General features: G+C 63.6%; 19 protein-coding genes. 10 read left to right on the plus strand and 9 right to left on the minus strand.

Annotated features, from left to right (window positions below; genetic code table 11):
- Nucleotides 1-164: 164 nt before the first annotated feature.
- Together AC0L25_RS22160 and AC0L25_RS22165 are read right to left on the minus strand one after the other, a co-directional pair.
- A complete protein-coding gene (locus tag AC0L25_RS22160) occupies nucleotides 165-1,661 on the minus strand; it encodes an FAD-linked oxidase C-terminal domain-containing protein (RefSeq protein ID WP_473597471.1) in 1,497 nt (498 codons plus the stop codon).
- A 177-nt stretch (nucleotides 1,662-1,838) separates the two neighbouring features.
- Nucleotides 1,839-3,161: a DUF3422 family protein gene (locus AC0L25_RS22165; protein ID WP_473597472.1), complete on the minus strand. Its 1,323-nt coding sequence runs from the start codon at nucleotides 3,159-3,161 to the stop codon at nucleotides 1,839-1,841.
- Nucleotides 3,162-3,359: 198 nt separating this feature from the next.
- Here AC0L25_RS22165 and AC0L25_RS22170 point away from each other — a divergent pair, with 198 nt between their 5' ends.
- The 3 genes from AC0L25_RS22170 to AC0L25_RS22180 are packed head-to-tail and all read left to right on the plus strand — an operon-like array spanning nucleotide 3,360 to nucleotide 6,165.
- The gene (locus AC0L25_RS22170; protein ID WP_473597473.1) at nucleotides 3,360-4,163 is read left to right on the plus strand and encodes a FadR/GntR family transcriptional regulator; all 804 of its coding nucleotides are present in this window, start codon (nucleotides 3,360-3,362) and stop codon (nucleotides 4,161-4,163) included.
- A gap of 56 nt (nucleotides 4,164-4,219) precedes the next feature.
- Nucleotides 4,220-5,356, plus strand: a complete 1,137-nt coding sequence (locus AC0L25_RS22175) for an alpha-hydroxy acid oxidase (RefSeq protein WP_473597474.1) — start codon at nucleotides 4,220-4,222, stop codon at nucleotides 5,354-5,356.
- A gap of 35 nt (nucleotides 5,357-5,391) precedes the next feature.
- Complete coding sequence (locus AC0L25_RS22180) at nucleotides 5,392-6,165, plus strand: metallophosphoesterase (protein WP_473597511.1); 774 nt, start codon at nucleotides 5,392-5,394, stop codon at nucleotides 6,163-6,165.
- Between the two features lie 26 nt (nucleotides 6,166-6,191).
- Here AC0L25_RS22180 and AC0L25_RS22185 read toward each other — a convergent pair whose 3' ends face one another.
- Both AC0L25_RS22185 and AC0L25_RS22190 read right to left on the minus strand, forming a co-directional pair.
- The gene (locus AC0L25_RS22185) at nucleotides 6,192-6,332 is read right to left on the minus strand and encodes a hypothetical protein (protein ID WP_091595274.1); all 141 of its coding nucleotides are present in this window, start codon (nucleotides 6,330-6,332) and stop codon (nucleotides 6,192-6,194) included.
- Nucleotides 6,333-6,606: 274 nt separating this feature from the next.
- The gene (locus tag AC0L25_RS22190; protein ID WP_473597475.1) at nucleotides 6,607-7,305 is read right to left on the minus strand and encodes a type 1 glutamine amidotransferase; all 699 of its coding nucleotides are present in this window, start codon (nucleotides 7,303-7,305) and stop codon (nucleotides 6,607-6,609) included.
- Nucleotides 7,306-7,391: 86 nt separating this feature from the next.
- Between AC0L25_RS22190 and AC0L25_RS22195 the strand changes: the two genes are divergently transcribed.
- From AC0L25_RS22195 to AC0L25_RS22210, 4 genes are all read left to right on the plus strand, one after another.
- Nucleotides 7,392-8,054, plus strand: a complete 663-nt coding sequence (locus AC0L25_RS22195) for a hypothetical protein (protein ID WP_473597476.1) — start codon at nucleotides 7,392-7,394, stop codon at nucleotides 8,052-8,054.
- 31 nt (nucleotides 8,055-8,085) lie between these two features.
- Entirely contained in the window at nucleotides 8,086-8,820 is a 735-nt protein-coding gene (locus AC0L25_RS22200; RefSeq protein WP_473597477.1) for a 16S rRNA (uracil(1498)-N(3))-methyltransferase, read from the plus strand.
- A gap of 103 nt (nucleotides 8,821-8,923) precedes the next feature.
- Nucleotides 8,924-10,297, plus strand: a complete 1,374-nt coding sequence (locus tag AC0L25_RS22205) for a glutamate--cysteine ligase (protein ID WP_473597478.1) — start codon at nucleotides 8,924-8,926, stop codon at nucleotides 10,295-10,297.
- A 212-nt stretch (nucleotides 10,298-10,509) separates the two neighbouring features.
- A complete protein-coding gene (locus tag AC0L25_RS22210; protein ID WP_473597479.1) occupies nucleotides 10,510-11,415 on the plus strand; it encodes a DUF937 domain-containing protein in 906 nt (301 codons plus the stop codon).
- 184 nt (nucleotides 11,416-11,599) lie between these two features.
- Here the strand turns inward: AC0L25_RS22210 and AC0L25_RS22215 are convergent, their stop codons facing one another.
- Nucleotides 11,600-11,890: a DUF1127 domain-containing protein gene (locus tag AC0L25_RS22215; protein WP_473597480.1), complete on the minus strand. Its 291-nt coding sequence runs from the start codon at nucleotides 11,888-11,890 to the stop codon at nucleotides 11,600-11,602.
- 176 nt (nucleotides 11,891-12,066) lie between these two features.
- Here AC0L25_RS22215 and AC0L25_RS22220 point away from each other — a divergent pair, with 176 nt between their 5' ends.
- The 3 genes from AC0L25_RS22220 (at nucleotide 12,067) to AC0L25_RS22230 (ending at nucleotide 15,833) form a co-directional block, all read left to right on the plus strand.
- Nucleotides 12,067-13,023, plus strand: coding sequence for a LysR substrate-binding domain-containing protein (locus tag AC0L25_RS22220; RefSeq protein ID WP_473597481.1), 957 nt, complete (start codon nucleotides 12,067-12,069; stop codon nucleotides 13,021-13,023).
- Between the two features lie 73 nt (nucleotides 13,024-13,096).
- On the plus strand, nucleotides 13,097-14,662 hold the full coding sequence (gene xseA, locus AC0L25_RS22225) for an exodeoxyribonuclease VII large subunit (RefSeq protein ID WP_473597482.1): 1,566 nt from the start codon (nucleotides 13,097-13,099) through the stop codon (nucleotides 14,660-14,662).
- Nucleotides 14,663-14,702: 40 nt separating this feature from the next.
- Complete coding sequence (locus tag AC0L25_RS22230; protein WP_473597483.1) at nucleotides 14,703-15,833, plus strand: DmpA family aminopeptidase; 1,131 nt, start codon at nucleotides 14,703-14,705, stop codon at nucleotides 15,831-15,833.
- Between the two features lie 95 nt (nucleotides 15,834-15,928).
- On the opposite strand, the gene AC0L25_RS22235 is transcribed toward AC0L25_RS22230, so the two are convergent.
- The 4 genes from AC0L25_RS22235 to AC0L25_RS22250 form a co-directional block, all read right to left on the minus strand.
- Nucleotides 15,929-16,183 carry a hypothetical protein gene (locus AC0L25_RS22235; RefSeq protein ID WP_473597484.1) on the minus strand — a complete coding sequence of 85 codons (255 nt, stop codon included), beginning with the start codon at nucleotides 16,181-16,183 and terminating at the stop codon, nucleotides 15,929-15,931.
- 639 nt (nucleotides 16,184-16,822) lie between these two features.
- A complete protein-coding gene (locus tag AC0L25_RS22240) occupies nucleotides 16,823-17,578 on the minus strand; it encodes an ATP-binding cassette domain-containing protein (RefSeq protein WP_473597485.1) in 756 nt (251 codons plus the stop codon).
- Nucleotides 17,571-18,623 (minus strand): ABC transporter permease subunit, encoded by a 1,053-nt coding sequence (locus tag AC0L25_RS22245; protein WP_473597486.1) that lies wholly within the window; start codon nucleotides 18,621-18,623, stop codon nucleotides 17,571-17,573. The genes AC0L25_RS22240 and AC0L25_RS22245 overlap by 8 nt, the downstream gene beginning before the upstream one ends.
- Nucleotides 18,624-18,719: 96 nt before the next feature.
- Nucleotides 18,720-19,700, minus strand: coding sequence for an ABC transporter substrate-binding protein (locus tag AC0L25_RS22250; protein WP_473597487.1), 981 nt, complete (start codon nucleotides 19,698-19,700; stop codon nucleotides 18,720-18,722).
- Nucleotides 19,701-20,158: the final 458 nt, after the last annotated feature.

The raw sequence follows: 20,158 nt of genomic DNA on the forward strand, positions 1-20,158 counted from the left end.
TTCCCCCGCCCCCCCCCCCCCCCCCCCCCCCCCCCCCCTCGTCGGGGGGGGGGGCGGCGCGCGGCGCCCCCCCCCCCCCCCCCCCCCCCCCCCCCCCCCCCCCCCCCCCCCCACCTCTCCCCGGCTTTGCGGGGGCGAGGAACCGCCATTCCGCGACGCTACCATCAAAACCTCGGAATGTCCGGAAACGCCGCCTGCCCGCGATGCACGTGCATGCGTCCGAGCTCGGCGCAACGGCGCAACTGCGGAAACACCTTGCCCGGGTTGAGCAGATGATTGGGGTCGAACGCGCATTTGACCCGCATCTGCTGGTCGAGGTCGATCTGGTTGAACATTTCCGGCATCAGGTCGCGCTTCTCCACCCCCACCCCGTGCTCGCCGGTCAGCACGCCGCCGACCTTGACGCAGAGCCGCAGGATGTCGGCGCCGAAACTTTCCGCCTTGTCGAGCTCGCCCGGCATATTGGCGTCATAGAGGATGAGCGGATGCAGATTGCCGTCGCCGGCATGGAAGACATTGGCGACGCCGAGCCCGTATTTCTCCGACAGTTCGCGCATGCCGCGCAGCACGCGCGGCAGTTCCTTGCGCGGGATGGTGCCGTCCATGCAGTAATAGTCGGGCGAAATGCGGCCGACCGCCGGAAAGGCAGCCTTGCGGCCGGCCCAGAAGCTCAGCCGCTCCTGCTCCGATTGCGAGATGCGGCATGTGGTCGAGCCGTTCCTATAGGCGATGGCTTCGACAAGGCCGATCAGGTGATCGACCTCGACGCCCGGCCCGTCGAGCTCGACGATCAGCAGCGCCTCGACATCCAGGGGATAGCCGGCATGGACGAAATCTTCGGCCGCATGAATCGCCGGGCGGTCCATCATCTCCATGCCACCCGGGATGATGCCGGCGCCAATGATGTCGGCGACGCATTGGCCGCCCTGCTCGCTGGTCGGGAAGCCGATCAAAAGCGCGCGCGCCGTCTCCGGCTTCTTCAGGATGCGCACGGTGACCTCGGTGACGACGCCGAGAAGGCCCTCGGAACCGGTCATGACCCCGAGCAGGTCGTAGCCTTCCGCGTCGAGATGCTTGCCGCCGAGCCGCACCACCTCGCCGTCCATCAGCACCATCTCGATACCGAGCACGTTGTTGGCGGTGAGGCCGTATTTGAGGCAATGCACGCCGCCGGAATTCTCCGCGACATTGCCGCCGATCGAGCAGGCGATCTGGGAGGATGGATCGGGGGCGTAGTAAAAGCCCTCCTGCTCGACGGCGGTGGTGATGCCGAGATTGGTGACGCCCGGCTGGGCGACGACGATGCGGTTGGGAAAATCGATCTCGAGGATGCGGTTGAACCGGCTCATGACCAAAAGCACGGCGTCTTCGAGCGGCAGCGCGCCGCCGGACAAAGATGTGCCGGAACCGCGCGGCACGACGCGGATGTTGCGGTCGTTGCAATATTTCAGCACGCGCGAAACTTGCGCCACCGTTTCGGGCAGCACCACGACCAGCGGCAATTGCCGGTAGGCGGTGAGGCCGTCGCTCTCGAAGGCACGCATCGAATTGGCAGCGTCGACGACGCCTTCGCCCGGCACGATGATGCGCATATCGGCGACAATCTCGTCGCGCCGGCGCATCGTGGCGTCGTCTGGCTTCGGCATCAGCAGGCCGGACATCGACAGTCTCCTTCGATCGACTGGTAAAAATCTTTTACCAGCAGGAGGCGCCTGTTGCAATTCCTGCTTGGGCCGAAATCGAGCGCCGACACCGGGACCGTCTTCCGCATCGGCAATCTGCCGCTGAGATTTCATCCTCCCCCTTATGGGTGTTTGGACCGGGAGGGTGACCCGGTCCTACTCGCCCGCCTGCTTGGCGGGTTCGGAGTGCAGGCGGCGCACACGGCGCACGCCCCACCAGACCAGCAGGATGGCGAGCGGCACCGAGGCGGCGGTGACGACCTCGGGCGCGAAGGCGTGGCCGAAGATCGAGGCGCCCTTGGCGACGTAGCTGATGAGGCCGACGACGTAGTAGGAGACGGCGGCGACCGAGAGCCCTTCCACCGTCTGCTGCAGCCGCAGTTGCAGGCGGGCGCGGTTGTTCATCGACGCCAGCAGATCGCGGTTCTGCTTCTCGACCTCGACGTCGACCCAGGTGCGCAGCAGCGTGGTGGCGCGGGTGAGCTTCGTCGACAGATTGGCCTGACGCTCCTCGACCGAACGGCAGGTGCGCATGGCGGGGGCGACGCGGCGCTGCAGGAAACCGCCCCAGGTGTCGTAGCCGGGCACCGCCTCCTCCTCCAGCGCCTCCAGCCGTTCGCGGACGATGCCGTCATAGGCGCGGCTGGCGCCGAAGCGATAGAGGCTGGAGGCTGCATCAGCCTCCAGCTCGGCGGCAAGCTCGGTCAGGTCGGCAAGCAGCGTCTGGTTGTCGCGGGTTTCGGCGACTTTCATTTCCAGTGTGGTCTGCGCTAGCCTGTCCTCAATGCGGCGCGCGCGACCGGACAGCATCAGCGCCAGCGGCAGGCCAAGCATGGCCAGCGTGCGGTAGGTTTCGATATCGATCAGCCGCTGCGCCAGCGCGCCGGTGCGTGCCGGCGTCAGGCCGCGGTCGAGCACCAGCATGCGGGTCATGCCGTCGCCGTCCTGGCGGAAATCGGTGACGATAGCGGCGTTGCCACGCTCGACCAGCGAATAGCACATGCTGGTTGGGTCGAAGCTGGCGATCAGCTTTTCGCTCGCCTGCGTCCATTTGCGGATTTCGAGCCTGATGCCGGAAATCACCGTACCCGGCGGCGAAAACCCGTGGCCGAAGGGCGAATCTTCCTGGCGCTGGCCGCTCTCGGACAGCGGTCCTTCCCACAGATAGGTGGAGAATTCCGTATGCCGTTCCCAGCGCAGCGAGCCCTTGCCCCACTTCATCGCGTGGTGGCGGGCATGAGGGTCAGGCGCGGCAATGCCGAGGCGCCGCGACAATTCGGAAAGCACGGCCTGGTCGACGCCGGACCCAGCTTCAGTCATGAACGAAAGCTGCACCAGCACGCGTGGTTTCTCGACCAGCGGATGCGGACGGGCGTGAACCTCGCCGAGCGCGCCAGGCCGTCCCTCATGTGCCGGAAAGCCCATGACGCTGCCCTCCACGCGCGGCTGAAATTCGAGATTGGACGGGTCATCTGCCACGGCTGGTCCCCCGGGCCTGGTGCAATCGCGTCCCTCTAGAGCCAATTGCCGGGGGACGCAAACGACAAAGTTAGCCGCAAGCGATGTGCCGCGACGGCGTTGGACCCGGCCAAACCGACGAATTGGATAAATAATTTGACCAGTTGCTGACACTGGCTTTATCCTGCACGACAGCGGTTCAATCCCCAGGCATCCCCGTTGAGCGACATTTTCTCCAGGATCGAGCATTCCCGCACCGCCGACGAGGTGGTGCAGCAGATCGAGAGCCTGATCCTCGAAGGCGTTCTGCGCACCGGCGACAGGCTGCCGGGCGAGCGCGAGCTGGCACGCCGGTTCGAGGTGTCGCGGCCGATCCTGCGCGATGCACTGAAAGCGCTGGACGGGCGCGGGCTTTTGACGACGCGGCCTGGCGGCGGCACCCATGTCGCCGACGTCATCGGCCAGCTGTTCACCAAGCCGGTGACGGACCTGATCTCCATGCACCGCAAGGCGGCGACCGACTATCTGGAATACCGCCGCGAGATCGAAGCGGTGGCGGCCGAATACGCGGCGCGGCGCGCAACATCCGACGATCTGGCGTTGCTCGACCGCATCATGGCGCGCATGGACGAGGCGCACCGGACCGGCAATTTCGACGACGAGGCGGAAATCGACGTCGAGTTCCACCACGCGATCTGCGAATGCGCGCACAACATCATCCTCCTGCACACGCTGCGCTCGTGCTACCGGCTGCTGTCGGAGGGGGTCTTCCAGAACCGGCTCTTGGTGTTCAACGTGCCGGGCGCGCGCGAAGCGCTGCTTTCGCAGCACCGGGCGATCTACGCGGCGGTCAAGGCCGGCGATCCGGCGGCCGCACGGCAGGCGGCGATGGACCACATCACCCATGTCGAACGCACCATGGCCGAGGCCGAGCGGAGCGGCGACTGGCAGCGTGTGTCTCGGCTGAGACTGATGCAGCGCTCAGAGGCCGGCGACAGCGAGCCGTCAAGAAAACGCTCGTGAGCGCCGGCTAAGAAAAATCAACAACGACGAATTAACGAACAACCAGCGGGAAGCCCATGAGCATGATCCTCACCATCGCCGATCTCAAGGACTTGGCGCGCCGTCGCGTGCCGAAGATGTTCTTCGACTACGCCGATTCCGGTGGATGGACCGAAAGCACCTACCGGGCCAATGAGGAGGATTTCCAAAAGATCAAATTCCGCCAGCGCGTGCTGGTCGACATGAGTAACCGCTCGCTGGAATCGACCATGATCGGCGAGAAGGTGGCGATGCCGGTGGCGCTAGCGCCGACCGGCATGACCGGCATGCAGCACGCCGACGGCGAGATGCTGGCGGCGCAGGCGGCGGAGGAATTCGGCGTTCCGTTCACGCTGTCGACGATGAGCATCTGCTCGATCGAGGATGTCGCATCGGTGACCAAGAAGCCGTTCTGGTTCCAGCTCTATGTGCTCCGCGATAAGGATTTCGTCTTCGATCTCATCGACAGGGCGAAGGCGGCGAAATGCTCGGCGCTGGTGCTGACGCTCGATCTGCAGATCCTCGGCCAGCGCCATAAGGATATCCGCAACGGGCTGTCGGCGCCGCCGCGCTTCACGCCGAAACACATCTGGCAGATGGCGACCAGGCCGGGCTGGTGCGTCGGCATGGCCGGTACCCAGCGCCGGACCTTCCGCAACATCGTCGGCCACGCCAAGGGCGTCGGCGACCTCACCTCGCTGTCCTCATGGACGACGGAGCAATTCGATCCGCATCTGTCGTGGAAGGACGTTGCCTGGATCAAGGAACGCTGGGGCGGCAAGCTGATCCTGAAGGGCATCCTCGACAAGGAAGACGCGCTGATGGCGGCCAAGACCGGCGCCGACGCGATCATCGTCTCCAATCATGGCGGACGCCAGCTCGACGGTGCGCCGTCGTCGATCGAGGTGTTGGAAGAGATCGCCGACGCGGTCGGCGACACGATCGAGGTGCATATGGATGGCGGCATCCGCTCGGGCCAGGACGTGCTGAAGGCGCTGTGTCTCGGCGCCAAGGGCACCTATATCGGCCGGCCTTTCCTCTACGGCCTCGGCGCACTCGGCAAGGATGGGGTTACCAAAACCTTGGAAATCATTCGCAAAGAGATGGACATAACGCTGGCACTGTGCGGAAAGCGTCTGGTAACCGACATGGGCAAGGATCAGCTTCGGCGTTAGACGCCCGTGACGGCATGATCACGGAGATGGACGCATTGACCACCCCCGGTATCCACTTTCTCGACGCGCGCGGACCGGAAGGCATGCGCATTTATGCGGTCGGCGACGTGCATGGCCGGCTCGACCTGCTGGTCGCCATGTACCGACGGATTACGGCCGAGATCCGCCAGGCGCGGCCGGCCGACTGGCGTGTCATCCATCTCGGCGACTATGTCGACCGCGGCCCGGACTCCAAGGGCGTCATTGATTTCCTGATCGAAGTGCGGAAGCGCGACCCGCGCCACCTGATGCTCGCCGGCAACCACGACATCGGCTTTCTCGACTTTCTCGATGCCCCCAATGCGGACGGGCTTTTCATGCGCTATGGCGGCATCCAAACCGCGCAATCCTATGGCGTGGCGATCAATGAAGGCGGCGGCGCGTGGTTTGGCAGGTCCGAGGCGGCACTGCGGCAAGGCCATGCAGCACTGGTCGAGGCCGTGCCGAAAAGCCATGTCGACTTCCTGCAGTCGCTGCCGTTTTCACTGACGTTCGGCGACTTCTTCTTCTGCCATGCCGGCATCCGGCCAGGCATTGCGCTGGAAAGTCAGAGCACGCAGGACCTGATCTGGATCCGCGATGTCTTCCACAACCATTCCGGCCTGCATCCGAAGATCGTGGTGCATGGCCACACGCCGGTGCCGGAGGCCGAAGTGATGGTTAACCGCGTCAATATCGACACGCTCGCCTACCAGACGGGAAACCTCAGCGCGCTGGTCGTCGACGGCGCCGACAAGCGTATCCTGGTGGTGTCAGGCGAGAGGGCTTAAAGCGCGTCGCGCCTCAAGGCTTTGTTTTAGCGAAGCGCGGCGGTGACGCCGTAGCCGTCGACGGCGTTGTGGTTGTTGGCTGCGTCGCCGGCATAGGTGCCGAAGCCGCACAACACTATGGCCGACAACATGACAAAGGACAGAAGCGCTGCTTTCACGGACGTCATCTCTAGTTGAGCTTTCTGCATCTGTGCACGAGGCGGGTTACCAATGGGTTGAAACGGAAATACGTCTTAAAGTTTCGACGATTTCGCGCTTCTAGCCAGTTTCTGTATCGGCGATGTGTCGCGCGAGTGAGACAAAGGGTTCATCGCGTTGCACGGAAGATGCAGAGCGCGTGCCTTCTAGGGTGGCGGGCGGCCACAAGCCAAGGACGAAACAAGCTGTCCACAGCGGATTCTTGCCAGCGTGCCAAATATGCAACGCCGGGACCGACAGCCGTCAGATCGTCGCCACCCAGGCGCGGGCGATGGCCAGCCCAGCGGCATCGGCATCCGGTCCGCTGCGGGCCATTTCGTCATCGAGCCGGTCGCTCCAGTCTGGATGCCGTTCGGCAATGAGCGATGCGAAGGATGTGCTCCAGTCGCGGACCATCGGCCGGTCCGCCTCGAAATGGAACTGAAAGCCATACACGGCGCGGCCGATGCGAAACCCCTGGTTCTCGGCGATTTCGTTGCCGGCGAGCCGCACGGCATCTTCTGGCAAGACAAAGGTGTCGTCGTGCCATTCGAAGATGGGGAAATTTTCAGGAAGCGCTGCGAGCACCGGATCGGCCTTCGCCGCCTCAGTGAGCGAGACCTTGTGCCAGCCGAATTCCGAGGCGCCGCCGATCCGGTTCTCGCCGCCGAAGGCGCGCGCGACCAGCTGGCTGCCAAGGCAGATACCGAGCACGGCGCGATCCTTGTTCGCAAAATCGCGCGTCAGGTCGAGCAGTTCAGGGAAATACGGGCAAATCTCGTCGTCTAGCGCATTCTGGGCGCCGCCGAGCACGACCATGGCGTCGTGCGTATCGCTGTCCTGCGGCAGCGTCTCGCCACGATAGGGCCGGCGCAGGTCGATGTCGGCGCCCGCCTCAACAAGCGCTGCGCCGATCTGGCCAAGGCCCTCACTGTCGAAATTCTGGACGACCAGCACCCGCATCGAAAACCTGCTGACATAAAAATGATGCGAGGAGCGATATCATGCCGTCATCGTTTTAGCCAAGATGCGCATTCTGGGAGAAACCTATGCCACTGCAGAATCGGGTCGACCCGTTCGGCGTCATCCACGCCGTGCCGGAGCGCGGCCTGTTCATGGGCAATCGCGGTATCATCCATGACCCCGAAACGAAGTCGCTGCTGAAAAAGCGCTGGGCGCTGCATGCCTGGATCATCTGCGTCTGCGAATTTCGCGATGTGCGGCGCGAGCCGATGGGCCGAAACAGGCAAAGCGACGACCAGTTGGGTGGCAAGGCTGGCTGGACCGAATTGTTTTTCCTGGACGAGGTGACCGCGCTCTCGGCCGGGCATCGGCCTTGCTTCTTCTGCCGGCGCGAGCGGGCGAGCGACTTCGTCCAGCGCTTCGGCGTGGCCTACGGCATTGCCGAGCCGCACGCACCGCAGGTCGATAAGCGGCTGCATAAGGAGCGGCTGGCGGCAGGTGGGCAGGCACCGGTCGTATCCGCAGAAGAGCTTGCCGGGTTGCCGGACGGCGCCATGATTGCGGAAGGGGGCAACGCCTATGCGATGCGCGGCGGCAAGGCGTTGCGCTGGTCGTTCGCAGGCTATGGCGATCCGATGAGGTTCGGCGGCTTTGCCGGCCGCCCAATCCGCCTACTCACGCCGCCAACCACCGTTTCCGTGCTGAGGCAAGGCTACAAACCGGTCTGGCATCCCTCGGCCGAGACTTGACGCCAAGAGCCGGCTCGCCCATTCCTCGGCGATGCGCGCCAATTACAAAATGCAGCGGCTGTTCGTGCCGGACGACCTCGGACCGGATATCGAGTTCGATGCGAATCCGCAGCAGGGCCACTACCTGATGCATGTGCTGCGGCTTGGCGAAGGTGCCGAAATCCTGTTGTTCAACGGCCGCGACGGCGAATGGTCGGCGGCAATCGCCGCCAAAGCCAAAAAGGCGGTGCGGCTGAAGGTGCTGGCCTTGCAGCGGCCGCAGCCGCCGCTGCCCGATCTCGTCTATTGCTTTGCGCCGATAAAGCAGGGGCGGCTCGATTATCTCGTGCAGAAGGCGGTCGAGATGGGCGCCGGCGTCCTGCAGCCGGTCATCACCCAGCACACGCAAGTGGCAAAGCCCGGCATCGAACGCCTGCGCGCCAATGTCGTCGAGGCCGCCGAACAATGCGGCATCCTGGCGGTGCCGGATCTGCGCGAGGCGGAAAAATTCGAACGCCTGCTGGCCGGTTGGGACAAGGAGCGGCGGCTGATCTTCTGCGACGAGGATGCCTCCACCAACAATCCCCTGCCCGCGCTGCAAGCGGTGCGGGAGAAGAAGTTCGGGCTGCTGGTTGGGCCCGAGGGCGGGTTTTCCGACGAGGAACGAAGAATGCTGAGGGGGCTGCCTTTCGTCACCGCCATTCCGCTCGGTCCGCGCATCCTGCGCGCCGACACGGCTGCGGTGGCGGCACTGGCGGTGATACAGGCGACAATCGGGGATTGGTGATCAATCCGGTTGACCTGTGGCTCAGGATTTTTCGCTTGATCGCCTACTGACATTTCGTCCATTTAGCGCCGGCGGTCGCCCGACCGCCTGCAGAGGACTTGTAATGGCGCGCGACACAACCGATTTCCGGCCGATCGAAGGCGTCGACGAGCTTGTCGAGCATCTGGCTGAAGGCAACAAGCCGCGCGACAAATGGCGCATCGGCACCGAACACGAGAAGTTCCCGTTCTATGTCGACGGCAACGCGCCGGTGACCTATGGCGGCGAGCACGGCATCCGCGCCATTCTCGAAGGCATGCAGGAAAAACTCGGTTGGGATCCGATCATGGATGCCGGTCGCATCATCGGCCTGGTCGAGCCGACCGGCCAGGGCGCGATCTCGCTGGAGCCCGGCGGCCAGTTCGAACTGTCCGGCGCGCCGCTGGAGACGATCCACCAGACCTGCCGCGAAGGCAATGCGCATCTGGCGCAGGTGCGCGAGATCGCCGAGCCGATGGGCATCCGCTTCCTCGGCCTCGGCGGCAGTCCGAAATGGTCGCTGGCCGAGACGCCGAAAATGCCGAAGTCGCGCTACGAGATCATGACGCGCTACATGCCCAAGGTCGGCACCAAGGGCCTCGACATGATGTACCGCACCTGCACCATCCAGGTGAATCTCGATTTCGAGAGCGAGGCCGACATGCGCCGCAAGATGCAGGTGTCGCTGAAGCTGCAGCCGCTGTCGACGGCGCTGTTCGCCAACTCGCCGTTCACAGAGGGCCGGCCCAACGGATTTCAGAGCTGGCGCGGCGACATCTGGCGCGACACCGACAACCAGCGCTCGGGCCTGCTCGACTTCTGCCTCTCGCCCGGTTTCGGCTTCGCCGACTATGTCGAATGGGCGCTCGACGTGCCGATGTACTTCGTCATCCGCGATGGCCACTACCACGACATGACACACGTCACCTTCCGCCAGTTCATGGCAGGTGCGGCTCGCAACGAGATACCTGACGGGCTGCCGACGATGGGCGATTGGGCGAACCATCTGTCGACACTGTTCCCCGACGTGCGATTGAAGCGCTTCCTTGAAATGCGCGGCGCCGATGGCGGACCGTGGCGGCGCATCTGCGCGCTGCCGGCCTTCTGGGTCGGGCTGCTCTATGACGCGGCGGCGCTCGACGCGGCTGAGGCGCTGACCTCGAGCTGGAACTATGAAGAGGTGCTGGCGATGCGCAACGCCGTGCCGGAACAGGGCATTTCGGCGCCGTTCCGCAACACGACACTGCGCGAGATTGCCCGCGACGTGCTCGTCATCTCGCGCATGGGGCTGAAGAACCGCGGCCGCAAGAACCGCGACGGCTACGACGAAACTTCGTTCCTCAGCACGCTGGACGAAGTGGTTGCGCGCGGCACCACAAGCGCCGAAGAGCTGCTCTCCGCCTATCATACGCGCTGGGGCGGCTCGATCGAGCCGGTGTTCATGGAATATGCGTATTAACCGTTTGCTATCCGCTTGGCCGACAGCTCCGGAAACGGCGCTTCAATCAGTGATTGAAACGAATTAGAGCCTTTGCGCGTCCTATTGGACGCGCAAAGGACACCTCATAACTCCCTTTAAGCTACCGCATCGTGCTTTCCGAAAATCGATTCCGATTTTCGGGCCGATGCGGTAGGCTCTCTCCTGGAGGATCTTCCCGGAGGAGAAAACCAATGCCTTCCTTGTTCGACATTCTGGCTCAGGCTCAGAACGGCAACGGCATGCAGGCCCTGGCCCAACAGTTCGGGCTTTCGCAGCAGCAAGCGCAATCGGCGGTCGAGGCGCTGCTGCCGGCCTTTTCACAGGGGCTGAAGCGCAGCACCTCCGATCCCTACGGGCTCGGCGCGTTCATGACGGCAATGGCCAGCGGCCAGCACGCCAAATATTTCGAGGACGCAAGCCGGGCTTTCTCGTCGCAGGGCGTCGATGAAGGCAACGGCATTCTTGGCCATCTGTTCGGCTCGAAGGAGCTGTCCCGCGCCGTTGCCAGCCAGGCTGCGCAGGCGAGCGGCGTCAGCCAGCAGGTCCTGCAGCAGATGCTGCCGGTCGTGGCTTCGATGATGATGGGCGGACTGTTCAAGCAGACCACAAATCAGATGCAGGCAGCAGGCGGATTCGGCGGCGGCAGCAATCCGCTCGGCGAGATTATCGAGCAGATGATGCGGCAGGCCGGTGGCGGCGCGCAAGCGCCCGCACCACAGCAGCGCCCGGCGCCGCAGCCCGGTCCGATGGACAATCCACTCGGCAAGGTGCTGCAGGACATGTTCGGTGGCGGCGCCCAGGAGCCGCAAAGCCAACCGCAGCAGGCGCCCAATCCCTATGGCGACAATCCTCTCGGCAAGATGCTGCAGGATATGTTCGGCGGTGGCGCGCAGCAGGCGCAGCAGTCTCAGCCGCGTCAGGCGCCCCAGCAGCGCCCGGCGCCACCGCCGCAGGCCAATCCGAGCGGCAGGCCACGAAATCCGTTCGACGATTTGTTCGGCAAGATGTTCGAGACCGGCGCGCAGCAACGCGACGACTACCAGAAGGGCGTCGAATCGATCTTCGACCAGTTCAAGCGAGGTATGGATCGGCGGTAGCCTGACGAGGCTGCCGACATCTGATCTTCAGCGCTGACCAAAGAAAATGCCCGGTCCTTGTGAGAACCGGGCAGTGTGCAGGCGGGCCGGCGGGGAAACCGGCAGGGAGTGGGAGCCTGCGAAATCCTAGCGCCGTACGCCCTTCAGACGCGCAAAGCATGTGAAGGGGCACGCAACAACGCGATCAGGCCACCTCGCGGGCAATATCCTCGATCGTGTCTGTGCGATCGGCCGCGATAATGCGAAGCCTCTCGGTTGGATCGCGGCCGAACGGCACCTCGATGGCGACGTGGAGATCGGCGCGCGTCAAGCCGATGTCGGCAAGTTCGGCGTCCGACATCTCGCCAAGGCGATAGAAGGCGCGGCGGTTTTTCCAGGCGCGATAGACGTTGGAGATGGTGTTGACCACGCGCGTCGCAATAGCCGGACGCGACGTGATGCGCGAAGTCTCGGTGGCGAAATCAAACGTAGCCATGTCAGTCTCCTTCATTCGAACGGACGAAGACGGGCGATCGGCGCTGGCAACAGCAGCCGTTCCGGTCCCGATTCACATGCCGTCATGTGGACAGTCGTAAATTTGCCATCGTTCGATTGATTAATCCAACGAATGTTTCTAATCTTTAGCATCAACATCAGTGATGGATTGGACCGATGAAAGCGCCACTCGATCTCGATCAGTTGCAGACCTTCGTCACGATTGTCGACACCGGCAGCTTCACCCGCGCGGCGGAAGCGGTGCATCGGACCCAGTCGGCGGTATCCATGCAGATGCGCCGGCTGGAGGAGCGGATCGGCAAGCCGCTGTTCGAAAAGGACGGGCGTACCAACAGGCTGACCGAGGACGGCGACAGGCTGCTCTCCTACGCAAGACGGCTGCTGTTCCTCAATCGGGAAACGCTGGCCGCCTTCGACGACCAGCGGCTCGAAGGCACGATCCGCATCGGCACTCCGGACGACTATGCCGATCGTTTTTTGCCCGAGATCATGGCCCGCTTCGCCCGTTCCAATCCACGTGTCGAACTGACCGTGATCTGCGAGCCGACGCCGGGGCTGGTCGATCACATCAAACGCGGCAATCTCGATCTGGCGCTGGTGACGCACAATGACGCACACGGCCAGTCGGAAGTGGTGCGGCGCGAACCGCTGTTGTGGGTCACTTCGGCCAACCACGCGACACATGAGCAGGACACGTTGCCAATGGCTTTCGGCCGGCCGAACTGCATCTGGCGGCGGGCTGCGGTCGACGTGCTCGACCGGCAGAACCGCGACTACCGCATCCTGTTCACCAGCTTCTCGGCAACCGTCATCACCGCCGCGGTGCTTTCCGGCCTGGCCATCTCGGTGCTGCCGGAATGCGCGCTGCGGCCCGGCATGCGGGTTCTGGGCGACGCCGACGGGTTCGGCGCCCTGCCCGATTGCCGCATCGGCATCATGCGCGGCCAGACGTCGCGTCCGGAGATCGTCGACGCGCTGGCCCGTCACATTTCGGAAAGCCTCGACAATATTTCCGTGCCGCTCGGCGAAGATACGGGAAGCTTCGACTTCCCGGCATTTGCCTTCTCTAAGACGAAGCGGACCAAGCCGAACCAGATCTCGCCGGGCTGGTGAAAAACCCCCGCAATTGGCCGGCACCGGACACACCCGTCTTGACGCGGACGGACAACCGCCCCCCAATCGGCCAATGAGCGACGCAGTATCCGAATCACGCACCAACGCCACCGAATACACGGTGAGCGAGATTTCCGGCGCGCTGAAGCGCACGGTCGAGGACGTCTTCGGCAATGTGCGGGTGCGTGGCGAAATATCGGGCTATCGCGGGCCGCATTCCTCCGGCCATGCCTATTTCTGCCTGAAGGACGACCGCGCACGGCTCGACGCCGTGGTCTGGAAGACCACAATGAGCCGGCTGAAGTTCCGCCCCGAAGAGGGCATGGAGGTGATCGCCACCGGCCGGCTCACCACCTATCCTGGAAAGTCCAACTACCAGATCGTCATCGACAATCTGGAGCCGGCCGGCGCCGGCGCGCTGATGGCGCTGCTGGACGAGCGCAAGCGCCGGCTGCAGGCCGAAGGCGTGTTCGATGCCGGCCGCAAGCGCTTGCTGCCATTCATGCCGCGCGTCATCGGCGTCGTCACTTCGCCGACAGGCTCCGTCATTCGCGACATCATCCACCGGATCAAGGACCGGTTTCCGCTGCATGTGCTTGTCTGGCCGGTGCGGGTGCAGGGCGAGACGGCAGGCGCCGAAGTGACAGCCGCCGTCAACGGCTTCAACGCGCTGGCGCAGGATGGCATTATTCCGCACCCGGACCTGTTGATCGTGGCGCGCGGCGGCGGCAGCCTGGAGGACCTTTGGGGGTTCAATGACGAGGGGCTGGCCCGCGCCGTCGCCGCCTCGCGCATTCCAGTGATCTCCGCCGTCGGCCATGAAACGGACTGGACGCTGATCGACCTGGCAGCGGATGTGCGGGCGCCGACACCGACGGGCGCCGCCGAAATCGCCGTGCCCGTGCGCGCCGACCTCGAAGTGACGCTTGCCGGCCTTGGCGCGCGGCTCAAGACCGCGGCATCGCGCAATTTCGAGCGCAAGCGCCAGGCGGTCCGTGCCGCCGCGCGTGCGCTGCCCTCGCCCGACCAGTTGCTGGCGCTGCCGCGCCGGCGTTTCGACGAGGCGACCAGCCGGCTTGGCCGGGCGCTGTCCGTCAGCGTCCAACGCAAGCGAGCACGGCTCCAGGCACAGCGGCTTACGCCGGCCACCCTGTCGCGACGCATGAACGAGGCCCGCACGCTGGCCGGCCGCGACCTCGCCCGCGCGCAAGCCGCGTTCTTCGCCATTGTGCGCGAGCGGCGAACGCGGTTTTCGCGCACAGCGGCGCGGCTGTCGCCCGCGCCGATCACGAGGCGGCAGAAATTGCAGGCAGATATCTTGGCGGCGCTGTCGCGGCGACAGGACCGGGTGATTTCCGTACGGCTCGAGCGCTTGCGCGGGAAACTGACCCAGGCCGACCGGCTGTTGGCGACGCTGTCGCACAAGGCGGTGCTGGCGCGGGGCTTTGCCTTGGTGAAAGACGCCGGCGGCGCGGTGGTCAAGCAAGCGGCGGAAGTGATGCCGGGTATGGCACTTTCGCTGGAGTTTGCCGACGGGACCGCCGATGCGGTTGCGACCAGCGGTGCCGCACGGCCGAAAACAACTGCGAAGCCGGCCGCCAAAGCCAAGGAGCCTGGCAATCAAGGCTCCCTGTTCTGAGTGGCAATGATTTCTGAGTGCCTATGATTTCTAAGCACGCATGACCGACAATCATCACCTGACAACGCCTTCCGGCAAGCAGCGCGCGCGAGCCTTCGGCATAAGTTTTGACGGCACGCCCGGACCGTTCAACGCCATCACCGATGTGGCTGGCGTTGCGGTCGGTTATTCGACGCTGGTTTCGGGCGATGGTGCGCTGGTGGTCGGCAAGGGACCGGTGCGCACCGGCGTGACCGCCATCCTGCCGAGACCTCGCGCCGAACTCGCCACGCCGGTCTTCGCCGGCATCTTCAGCCAGAACGGCAATGGCGAATTGACCGGCTCGCACATCATCGAGGAAACCGGCGCCTTCAATTTGCCGATCACCATCACCAACACGCACTCCTGCGGCGTTTCACGCGACGCAACGCTGCGCTGGATGCAGCGCGTGCTGCCGGCCGCGCTCGACAGCGGCTGGGGCCTGCCGGTGGCGGCGGAAACCTATGACGGCTTCCTGAACGACATCAACGGCCACCATCTTAGATCAGAGCATGTTTACGCGGCGCTCGATGGCGCGACCAGAGGATCGATCGAGGAAGGCAGCGTCGGCGGCGGCACCGGCATGATCGCCTTCGGTTTCAAGGCAGGCGCCGGCACGGCATCGCGGATCGTCGATTGGCACGGCCGGCGCTACACGGTCGGCGCGTTCGTGCAGGCGAATTTCGGCAAGCGGAGCAATTTCACTATTCGCGGCCTGCGCGCCGGGCCCGGTCTCGTGAAACCGGCGATCCGCGAAAGCACGCTGCGCGCCGAAAAGGGCTCTATCATCGGGGTCGTCGCCACCGATGCGCCGTTCATGCCGCACCAGATGAAGCGCTTGGCTCGCCGGGCGCCGCTCGGCGTCGCCATGACCGGCGGCTTCGGCTATCACAGTTCGGGCGATATTTTCCTGGCCTTTTCGACCGCCAACCGCGAGGCGGCACTCGCGCCGTCAGGCCGCATCGCCAGCGCCGATTTTATCCCGGATACCGACATCGACCCGTTCTTCGACGCCGTGATCGAAAGTGTGGAGGAAGCGATCCTCAATGCGCTGGTCGCCAATGACGACATGACCGGGCGCGACGGCAATTTCGTGCCGGCGCTGCCGAAGGCATGGCTCAAGGTCAAATTCGGGGCGAGTCAGCGGAAGTAGGACTGTGGCGCGCGCCACACGCGTCGCACAGGTCGTGGAAATGGCTTAGCCTGGTAAATAGATTTCTTTTCCCGGCCTTTCGCCGGGTCGGCATGTCACTCGGCAGACTTGTCCGAATTCTTTTCGTCCTGGTCGGCCTCAGCCGCCTCTTCCAGCCTCGACGCGATAAGCTCCTGAATATCGCCGACCTCTTCCTGGATATCCTCCAGCGGTATGCCGGCTTCAGCCGCCTTGGCGGCGCATTCCCTGGCGAGGGTCTCGGCCTGCTCCTCGATCCTGTCCAGCGAGGACTGGCAGTGGACCTTTTCGCCGATCCACCCTTGCAAGAACTCGATCGCGTGTTCGCTCATGCTGCTGTTCCCTGGCGGCTGCGCCGGTTGGTAATCATAAACGCCGGCATCCCCGAAAAGATGCACGCCCCCATTCCAACCGAGTCGTCGTCATCCGGCAAGTCGACCTTGCCCAAGCTCCACAGAGCTGACGTGAATCGAAGGTTCAAGGAGCACATTCTAATTCTTGAGGAGATTCTATTTTCTTGAGGAGACTGGCACCGTGGCTGGGATCATGTCCCGGATCGCACCATTGTTTCTACTTGCTTTTTTCCGGAATTCCAGTCAATTTGTATGACAATAGGTGTCATAATACGTGGCACGTTTGCGGCGCCTTCGCTGCGCACCCCTAGGGCACGCGGCCAAAGCCGCCGCTATATAGTGACATCCTCAGGCAATGTCGACTCTGCTCGCCATCCTGCTTCTTTCCGCTGCGCCGAGCGCATCTGGATGGCGTACTATCATCCTCGGGCCGAGCATACTTCGCCGGGAATCGACCGAGCGCATTGAGGTGCTGAGCAGCAACTGTAGCTGTGCCAGCGATCCTGTCGCGGTCGCTTCTCGCCGGAGAATTGCCGTGGCGGCCCACTTTGCCGGCTTGCCACTCGGGAGGCTGATTTCCTCGGCAAGTGCGTTGTTTCAATAATCGAAAAGTTCGGCCTATCCGCCAACCATGAGCTTGACGACTTCGTCGTGGTTGGTCTCTGAGATCTTGCGCTCGCCGGCCTGAACGCCTCGGCGCAGCACGACGATGCGGTCGGAAACGGCGAAAATATCCTGCAGATTGTGCGAGATGAAGATCACGCCGCGCCCTTGTGCCTTGAGCTGGTGGATGAGCGAAATGACCTTGCGCTGCTCCGGTACGCCGAGGGCCGCGGTCGGTTCGTCCATGATCAGGATCTGCGCGTCCCAATAGACGGCCCGGCCGATGGCGACAGCCTGCCGTTGACCGCCGGAGAAATTGCTGACCGGGGCGTCGAGCCGGCTGACATGGAAGTCTAGCCGTCCCATGGTCTGCTTGGCGGCGACGGCCATGGCCTTGCGATCGAGCACCGGCAAAAAGCCTAAGGCCTTGCGCATGGGTTCACGGCCGAGGAAGATATTGGCCCCGATGGACAAATTGTCGGCGAGAGCGAGATCTTGGTAAATGGTCTCGATGCCTTTTTCGCGTGCCTCCTGCGGCGTCGCAAATGTCACCGGCTGACCCCTCAACAGAATTTCACCGCCGGTCGGCTGAAAGACGCCCGATATCGCCTTGATCAGCGTCGTCTTGCCGGCGCCGTTGTCGCCCGCCAGCGCCACCACTTCGCCCGGCCGCACGGCCATGGAGAAATCATTCAGCGCCTGCACCGCACCGAAATGCTTGGAAAGGTGTCGGACTTCGAGAAGGGGGGTGGTTTGTTCGGAACTATTCATCCTGGCGAGCTCCACTGAACCGGCGCTGCGCCTGGTCGATAAGGACGGAGATAATGATGACGAGGCCGACGGCGATGAACTGCCAGAACGGCTCGACATTGACGAAAACGAGCCCGTATTGAATGACCGCGATCACCAAGGCGCCGGCGACGGTCCCGAAGATGGTGCCGGAGCCACCGAACAGGCTGGCGCCGCCGATCACCACGGCTGCGACGCTGTCGAGCAGCAAGGGTTCGCCGGCCTGGGCGGCGCCCGCGGTGAAGCGCGCTGCATAGAGCGCGCCACCGAGGCCGGCGCACATCGCCGAAAGCACGTAGAGGCGCAGGATATGGCCCCTGATGTCGATGCCGGCGCGACGCGCCGCCTGCACGTTGGCGCCAATAGCGTAGTTGTGCTGGCCGAACCGGGTCTGGCTCAGGATGTAGTGCATCACGACAACGAAGACGGCGGCGATGATGACGAGATAGGGCACACCGTAGAGCCTGCCGTTGCCGAGCAGCGCGAACCAGGAATTCTGGACCGGCACGGTCGTGCCGCCGGCCAGCAGGAAAGCAACGCCGCGCGCAACGCCGAACATGCCAAGCGTGCCGATAAAAGGCGGAACTCTCAGGCGCGAGATCAGCAAGCCGTTGATGACGCCAGGCACCCCTGCGACAATCACGGCGGCTAAAATACCCGCCAGCATGGCCAGTGGCAGTGGGATAGCGGCTCCCGCCATATTCGTGGCGTGAGCCGCGACGACGGCCGCGAGCCCCATGATGAAGCCCAGCGAGAGGTCGATGCCTCCCGAAATGATAACGAAAGTCTGCCCGGTCGCCAGCAGCAACGGCGCCACGGCAAATATCGCAATGGACTGCACGTTGAACGGGTTGAGCACGAAGGTCGCGCCGAAGGAGAGCCTCGACCAGACCTCGAAACAGATGATCAGGCCGGCGAGGAACAGCCAGGCGCGTCCTTCGGCGATGCGTGCGAGCCAGCTCCTGGCCGGGTCACCGTGATCCGCCTGAGGAGCGACATGCGTTTCGGTTGGTGACGTTGAAGTCATGAATGGTTCCGATCCGCAGCGCGGCCTCCGTCAAACAGGGCCAAATGGACCCGGCGCAGGTCTCCTTCCGACAGGCCGGAAGGAGACCGACTGGACTTATTCGGAATAGAGGTACTTCGAAATGATGGGGTCGGCGATGTTGGACTTGTCCATGATCGTAAAGCCGGTGCCGATCGCAACCGGGATCGACTGGCCGGTCAGATGAGCATAGGCCGACATGACACCGAAATAGCCGATTTCCGCGGGATGCTGGGCAATCGCTACGTCGACAAGGCCAGTGTTGATGTTGTCGACAATGCTGGTCGGCGCGTCGAACGCCACGACCTTGACGGTGCCGGTCTGCCCGGCCTGCTGGACGCCATTGGCCGCGCCAAGCGCCGAGAACAGGTTTGCGCCAAACACGCCGACGAGATCGGGATTGCGCGCGAACACAGCCTGCAGCTGCGAGGCGGCCTTGTTGGCGTCGTTGTCGTTGAACTGGGTCTCGAGAACGGTGATCTCGGGATGGTTGGCCGCCATCTCTTTCTTGAAGCCCTCTTCACGCTGGTCGGTGGTCGAAATGCCAGGCTTGACGTTCGAAACGTAAACCTTGCCCTTGTCGCCTATGGCCTTGGCCAATGCCCGCGCGGCGATCTCGCCGCCCAGAATATTGTCCGAGGCAATATAGGACAGTGGGAAATCCGCCTCGCCGGCGCCGGTCTGGTAGACGCCGCTGCCGATGAAAGTGTCGACGGTGATCACCGGAATGCCGGCATCGTTGGCCTTGCGCAGCGGCTCGACCAATTGAACCTTGTCGGTCGGCGCGATCAGGATAGCGTCCGGCTTCTTGGCGATGACCGCGTCAAGCACGGGGACTTGCGTTACCGGATTGAAATCCGGGGCGCCTTGGAAAACCAGGGTCACGCCAAGGGCATCAGCTGCCGCCTGGGCGCCCTTGCGCATGGTGATGTAGAAACCGTCGGTGGTAAGACCCGGAATGAGCGCAATGGTGAACTTCTTGTCCTGCGCCAAAGCGGGCGTGACCAGCGCCGTTGCGCAGATGGCGAGAGCCGCCAAGGCGGCAACAATCTTCTTCATAACATCCTCCTCATAATGTTGGCAGATTTGCCGTTGCGATCGACATTTGAAATGGCTGTCAATTTGATCCGGCTATGTGAAGTGCTGGCGGCGAGAGACGGATTCGCCTGCTTGCTGTTATGGGCAGCTTTCCTCCCGAGCGCCCCCCAGTCGTTAGATCAGCCAGTCGAAACGACCAGCCTGATGCGCAGTCCCGTTCTAGCCTCCGCAAGGTGCGGGGAACAGCGCCGCTCGGCGCGCATGCGGCCTAGCCGCAAGGTTGTAACACTTTGCTGAAAGAAATTGCAACTTGGTATTTCCGGGATCGAAACGCTTTCAAACCGGACAACATTTGTCAGCTCCGCGGAACCCCTCACGCGCAGACTATTGCCCCAACTCTTTGACGACACAACTGATGATTTCGCGGCGGCAGGCTCGCGAGCCGGGTTTGGATCAGGCGTGCCGATGTCACGCATCGT

Source organism: Mesorhizobium sp. WSM4813, from assembly GCF_055811555.1.

What these genes read in the sequence shown, in the direction of transcription:
- AC0L25_RS22160 (WP_473597471.1), bottom strand. Translation starts at nt 1,661, where the DNA reads ATGTCCGGCCTGCTGATGCCGAAGCCAGACGACGCCACGATGCGCCGG.
- AC0L25_RS22175 (WP_473597474.1), top strand. Translation starts at nt 4,220, where the DNA reads ATGAGCATGATCCTCACCATCGCCGATCTCAAGGACTTGGCGCGCCGT.
- AC0L25_RS22185 (WP_091595274.1), bottom strand. Translation starts at nt 6,332, where the DNA reads ATGACGTCCGTGAAAGCAGCGCTTCTGTCCTTTGTCATGTTGTCGGCC.
- AC0L25_RS22190 (WP_473597475.1), bottom strand. Translation starts at nt 7,305, where the DNA reads ATGCGGGTGCTGGTCGTCCAGAATTTCGACAGTGAGGGCCTTGGCCAG.
- AC0L25_RS22195 (WP_473597476.1), top strand. Translation starts at nt 7,392, where the DNA reads ATGCCACTGCAGAATCGGGTCGACCCGTTCGGCGTCATCCACGCCGTG.
- AC0L25_RS22200 (WP_473597477.1), top strand. Translation starts at nt 8,086, where the DNA reads ATGCGCGCCAATTACAAAATGCAGCGGCTGTTCGTGCCGGACGACCTC.
- AC0L25_RS22205 (WP_473597478.1), top strand. Translation starts at nt 8,924, where the DNA reads ATGGCGCGCGACACAACCGATTTCCGGCCGATCGAAGGCGTCGACGAG.
- AC0L25_RS22210 (WP_473597479.1), top strand. Translation starts at nt 10,510, where the DNA reads ATGCCTTCCTTGTTCGACATTCTGGCTCAGGCTCAGAACGGCAACGGC.
- AC0L25_RS22215 (WP_473597480.1), bottom strand. Translation starts at nt 11,890, where the DNA reads ATGGCTACGTTTGATTTCGCCACCGAGACTTCGCGCATCACGTCGCGT.
- AC0L25_RS22220 (WP_473597481.1), top strand. Translation starts at nt 12,067, where the DNA reads ATGAAAGCGCCACTCGATCTCGATCAGTTGCAGACCTTCGTCACGATT.
- xseA (WP_473597482.1), top strand. Translation starts at nt 13,097, where the DNA reads ATGAGCGACGCAGTATCCGAATCACGCACCAACGCCACCGAATACACG.
- AC0L25_RS22230 (WP_473597483.1), top strand. Translation starts at nt 14,703, where the DNA reads ATGACCGACAATCATCACCTGACAACGCCTTCCGGCAAGCAGCGCGCG.
- AC0L25_RS22235 (WP_473597484.1), bottom strand. Translation starts at nt 16,183, where the DNA reads ATGAGCGAACACGCGATCGAGTTCTTGCAAGGGTGGATCGGCGAAAAG.
- AC0L25_RS22240 (WP_473597485.1), bottom strand. Translation starts at nt 17,578, where the DNA reads ATGAATAGTTCCGAACAAACCACCCCCCTTCTCGAAGTCCGACACCTT.
- AC0L25_RS22245 (WP_473597486.1), bottom strand. Translation starts at nt 18,623, where the DNA reads ATGACTTCAACGTCACCAACCGAAACGCATGTCGCTCCTCAGGCGGAT.
- AC0L25_RS22250 (WP_473597487.1), bottom strand. Translation starts at nt 19,700, where the DNA reads ATGAAGAAGATTGTTGCCGCCTTGGCGGCTCTCGCCATCTGCGCAACG.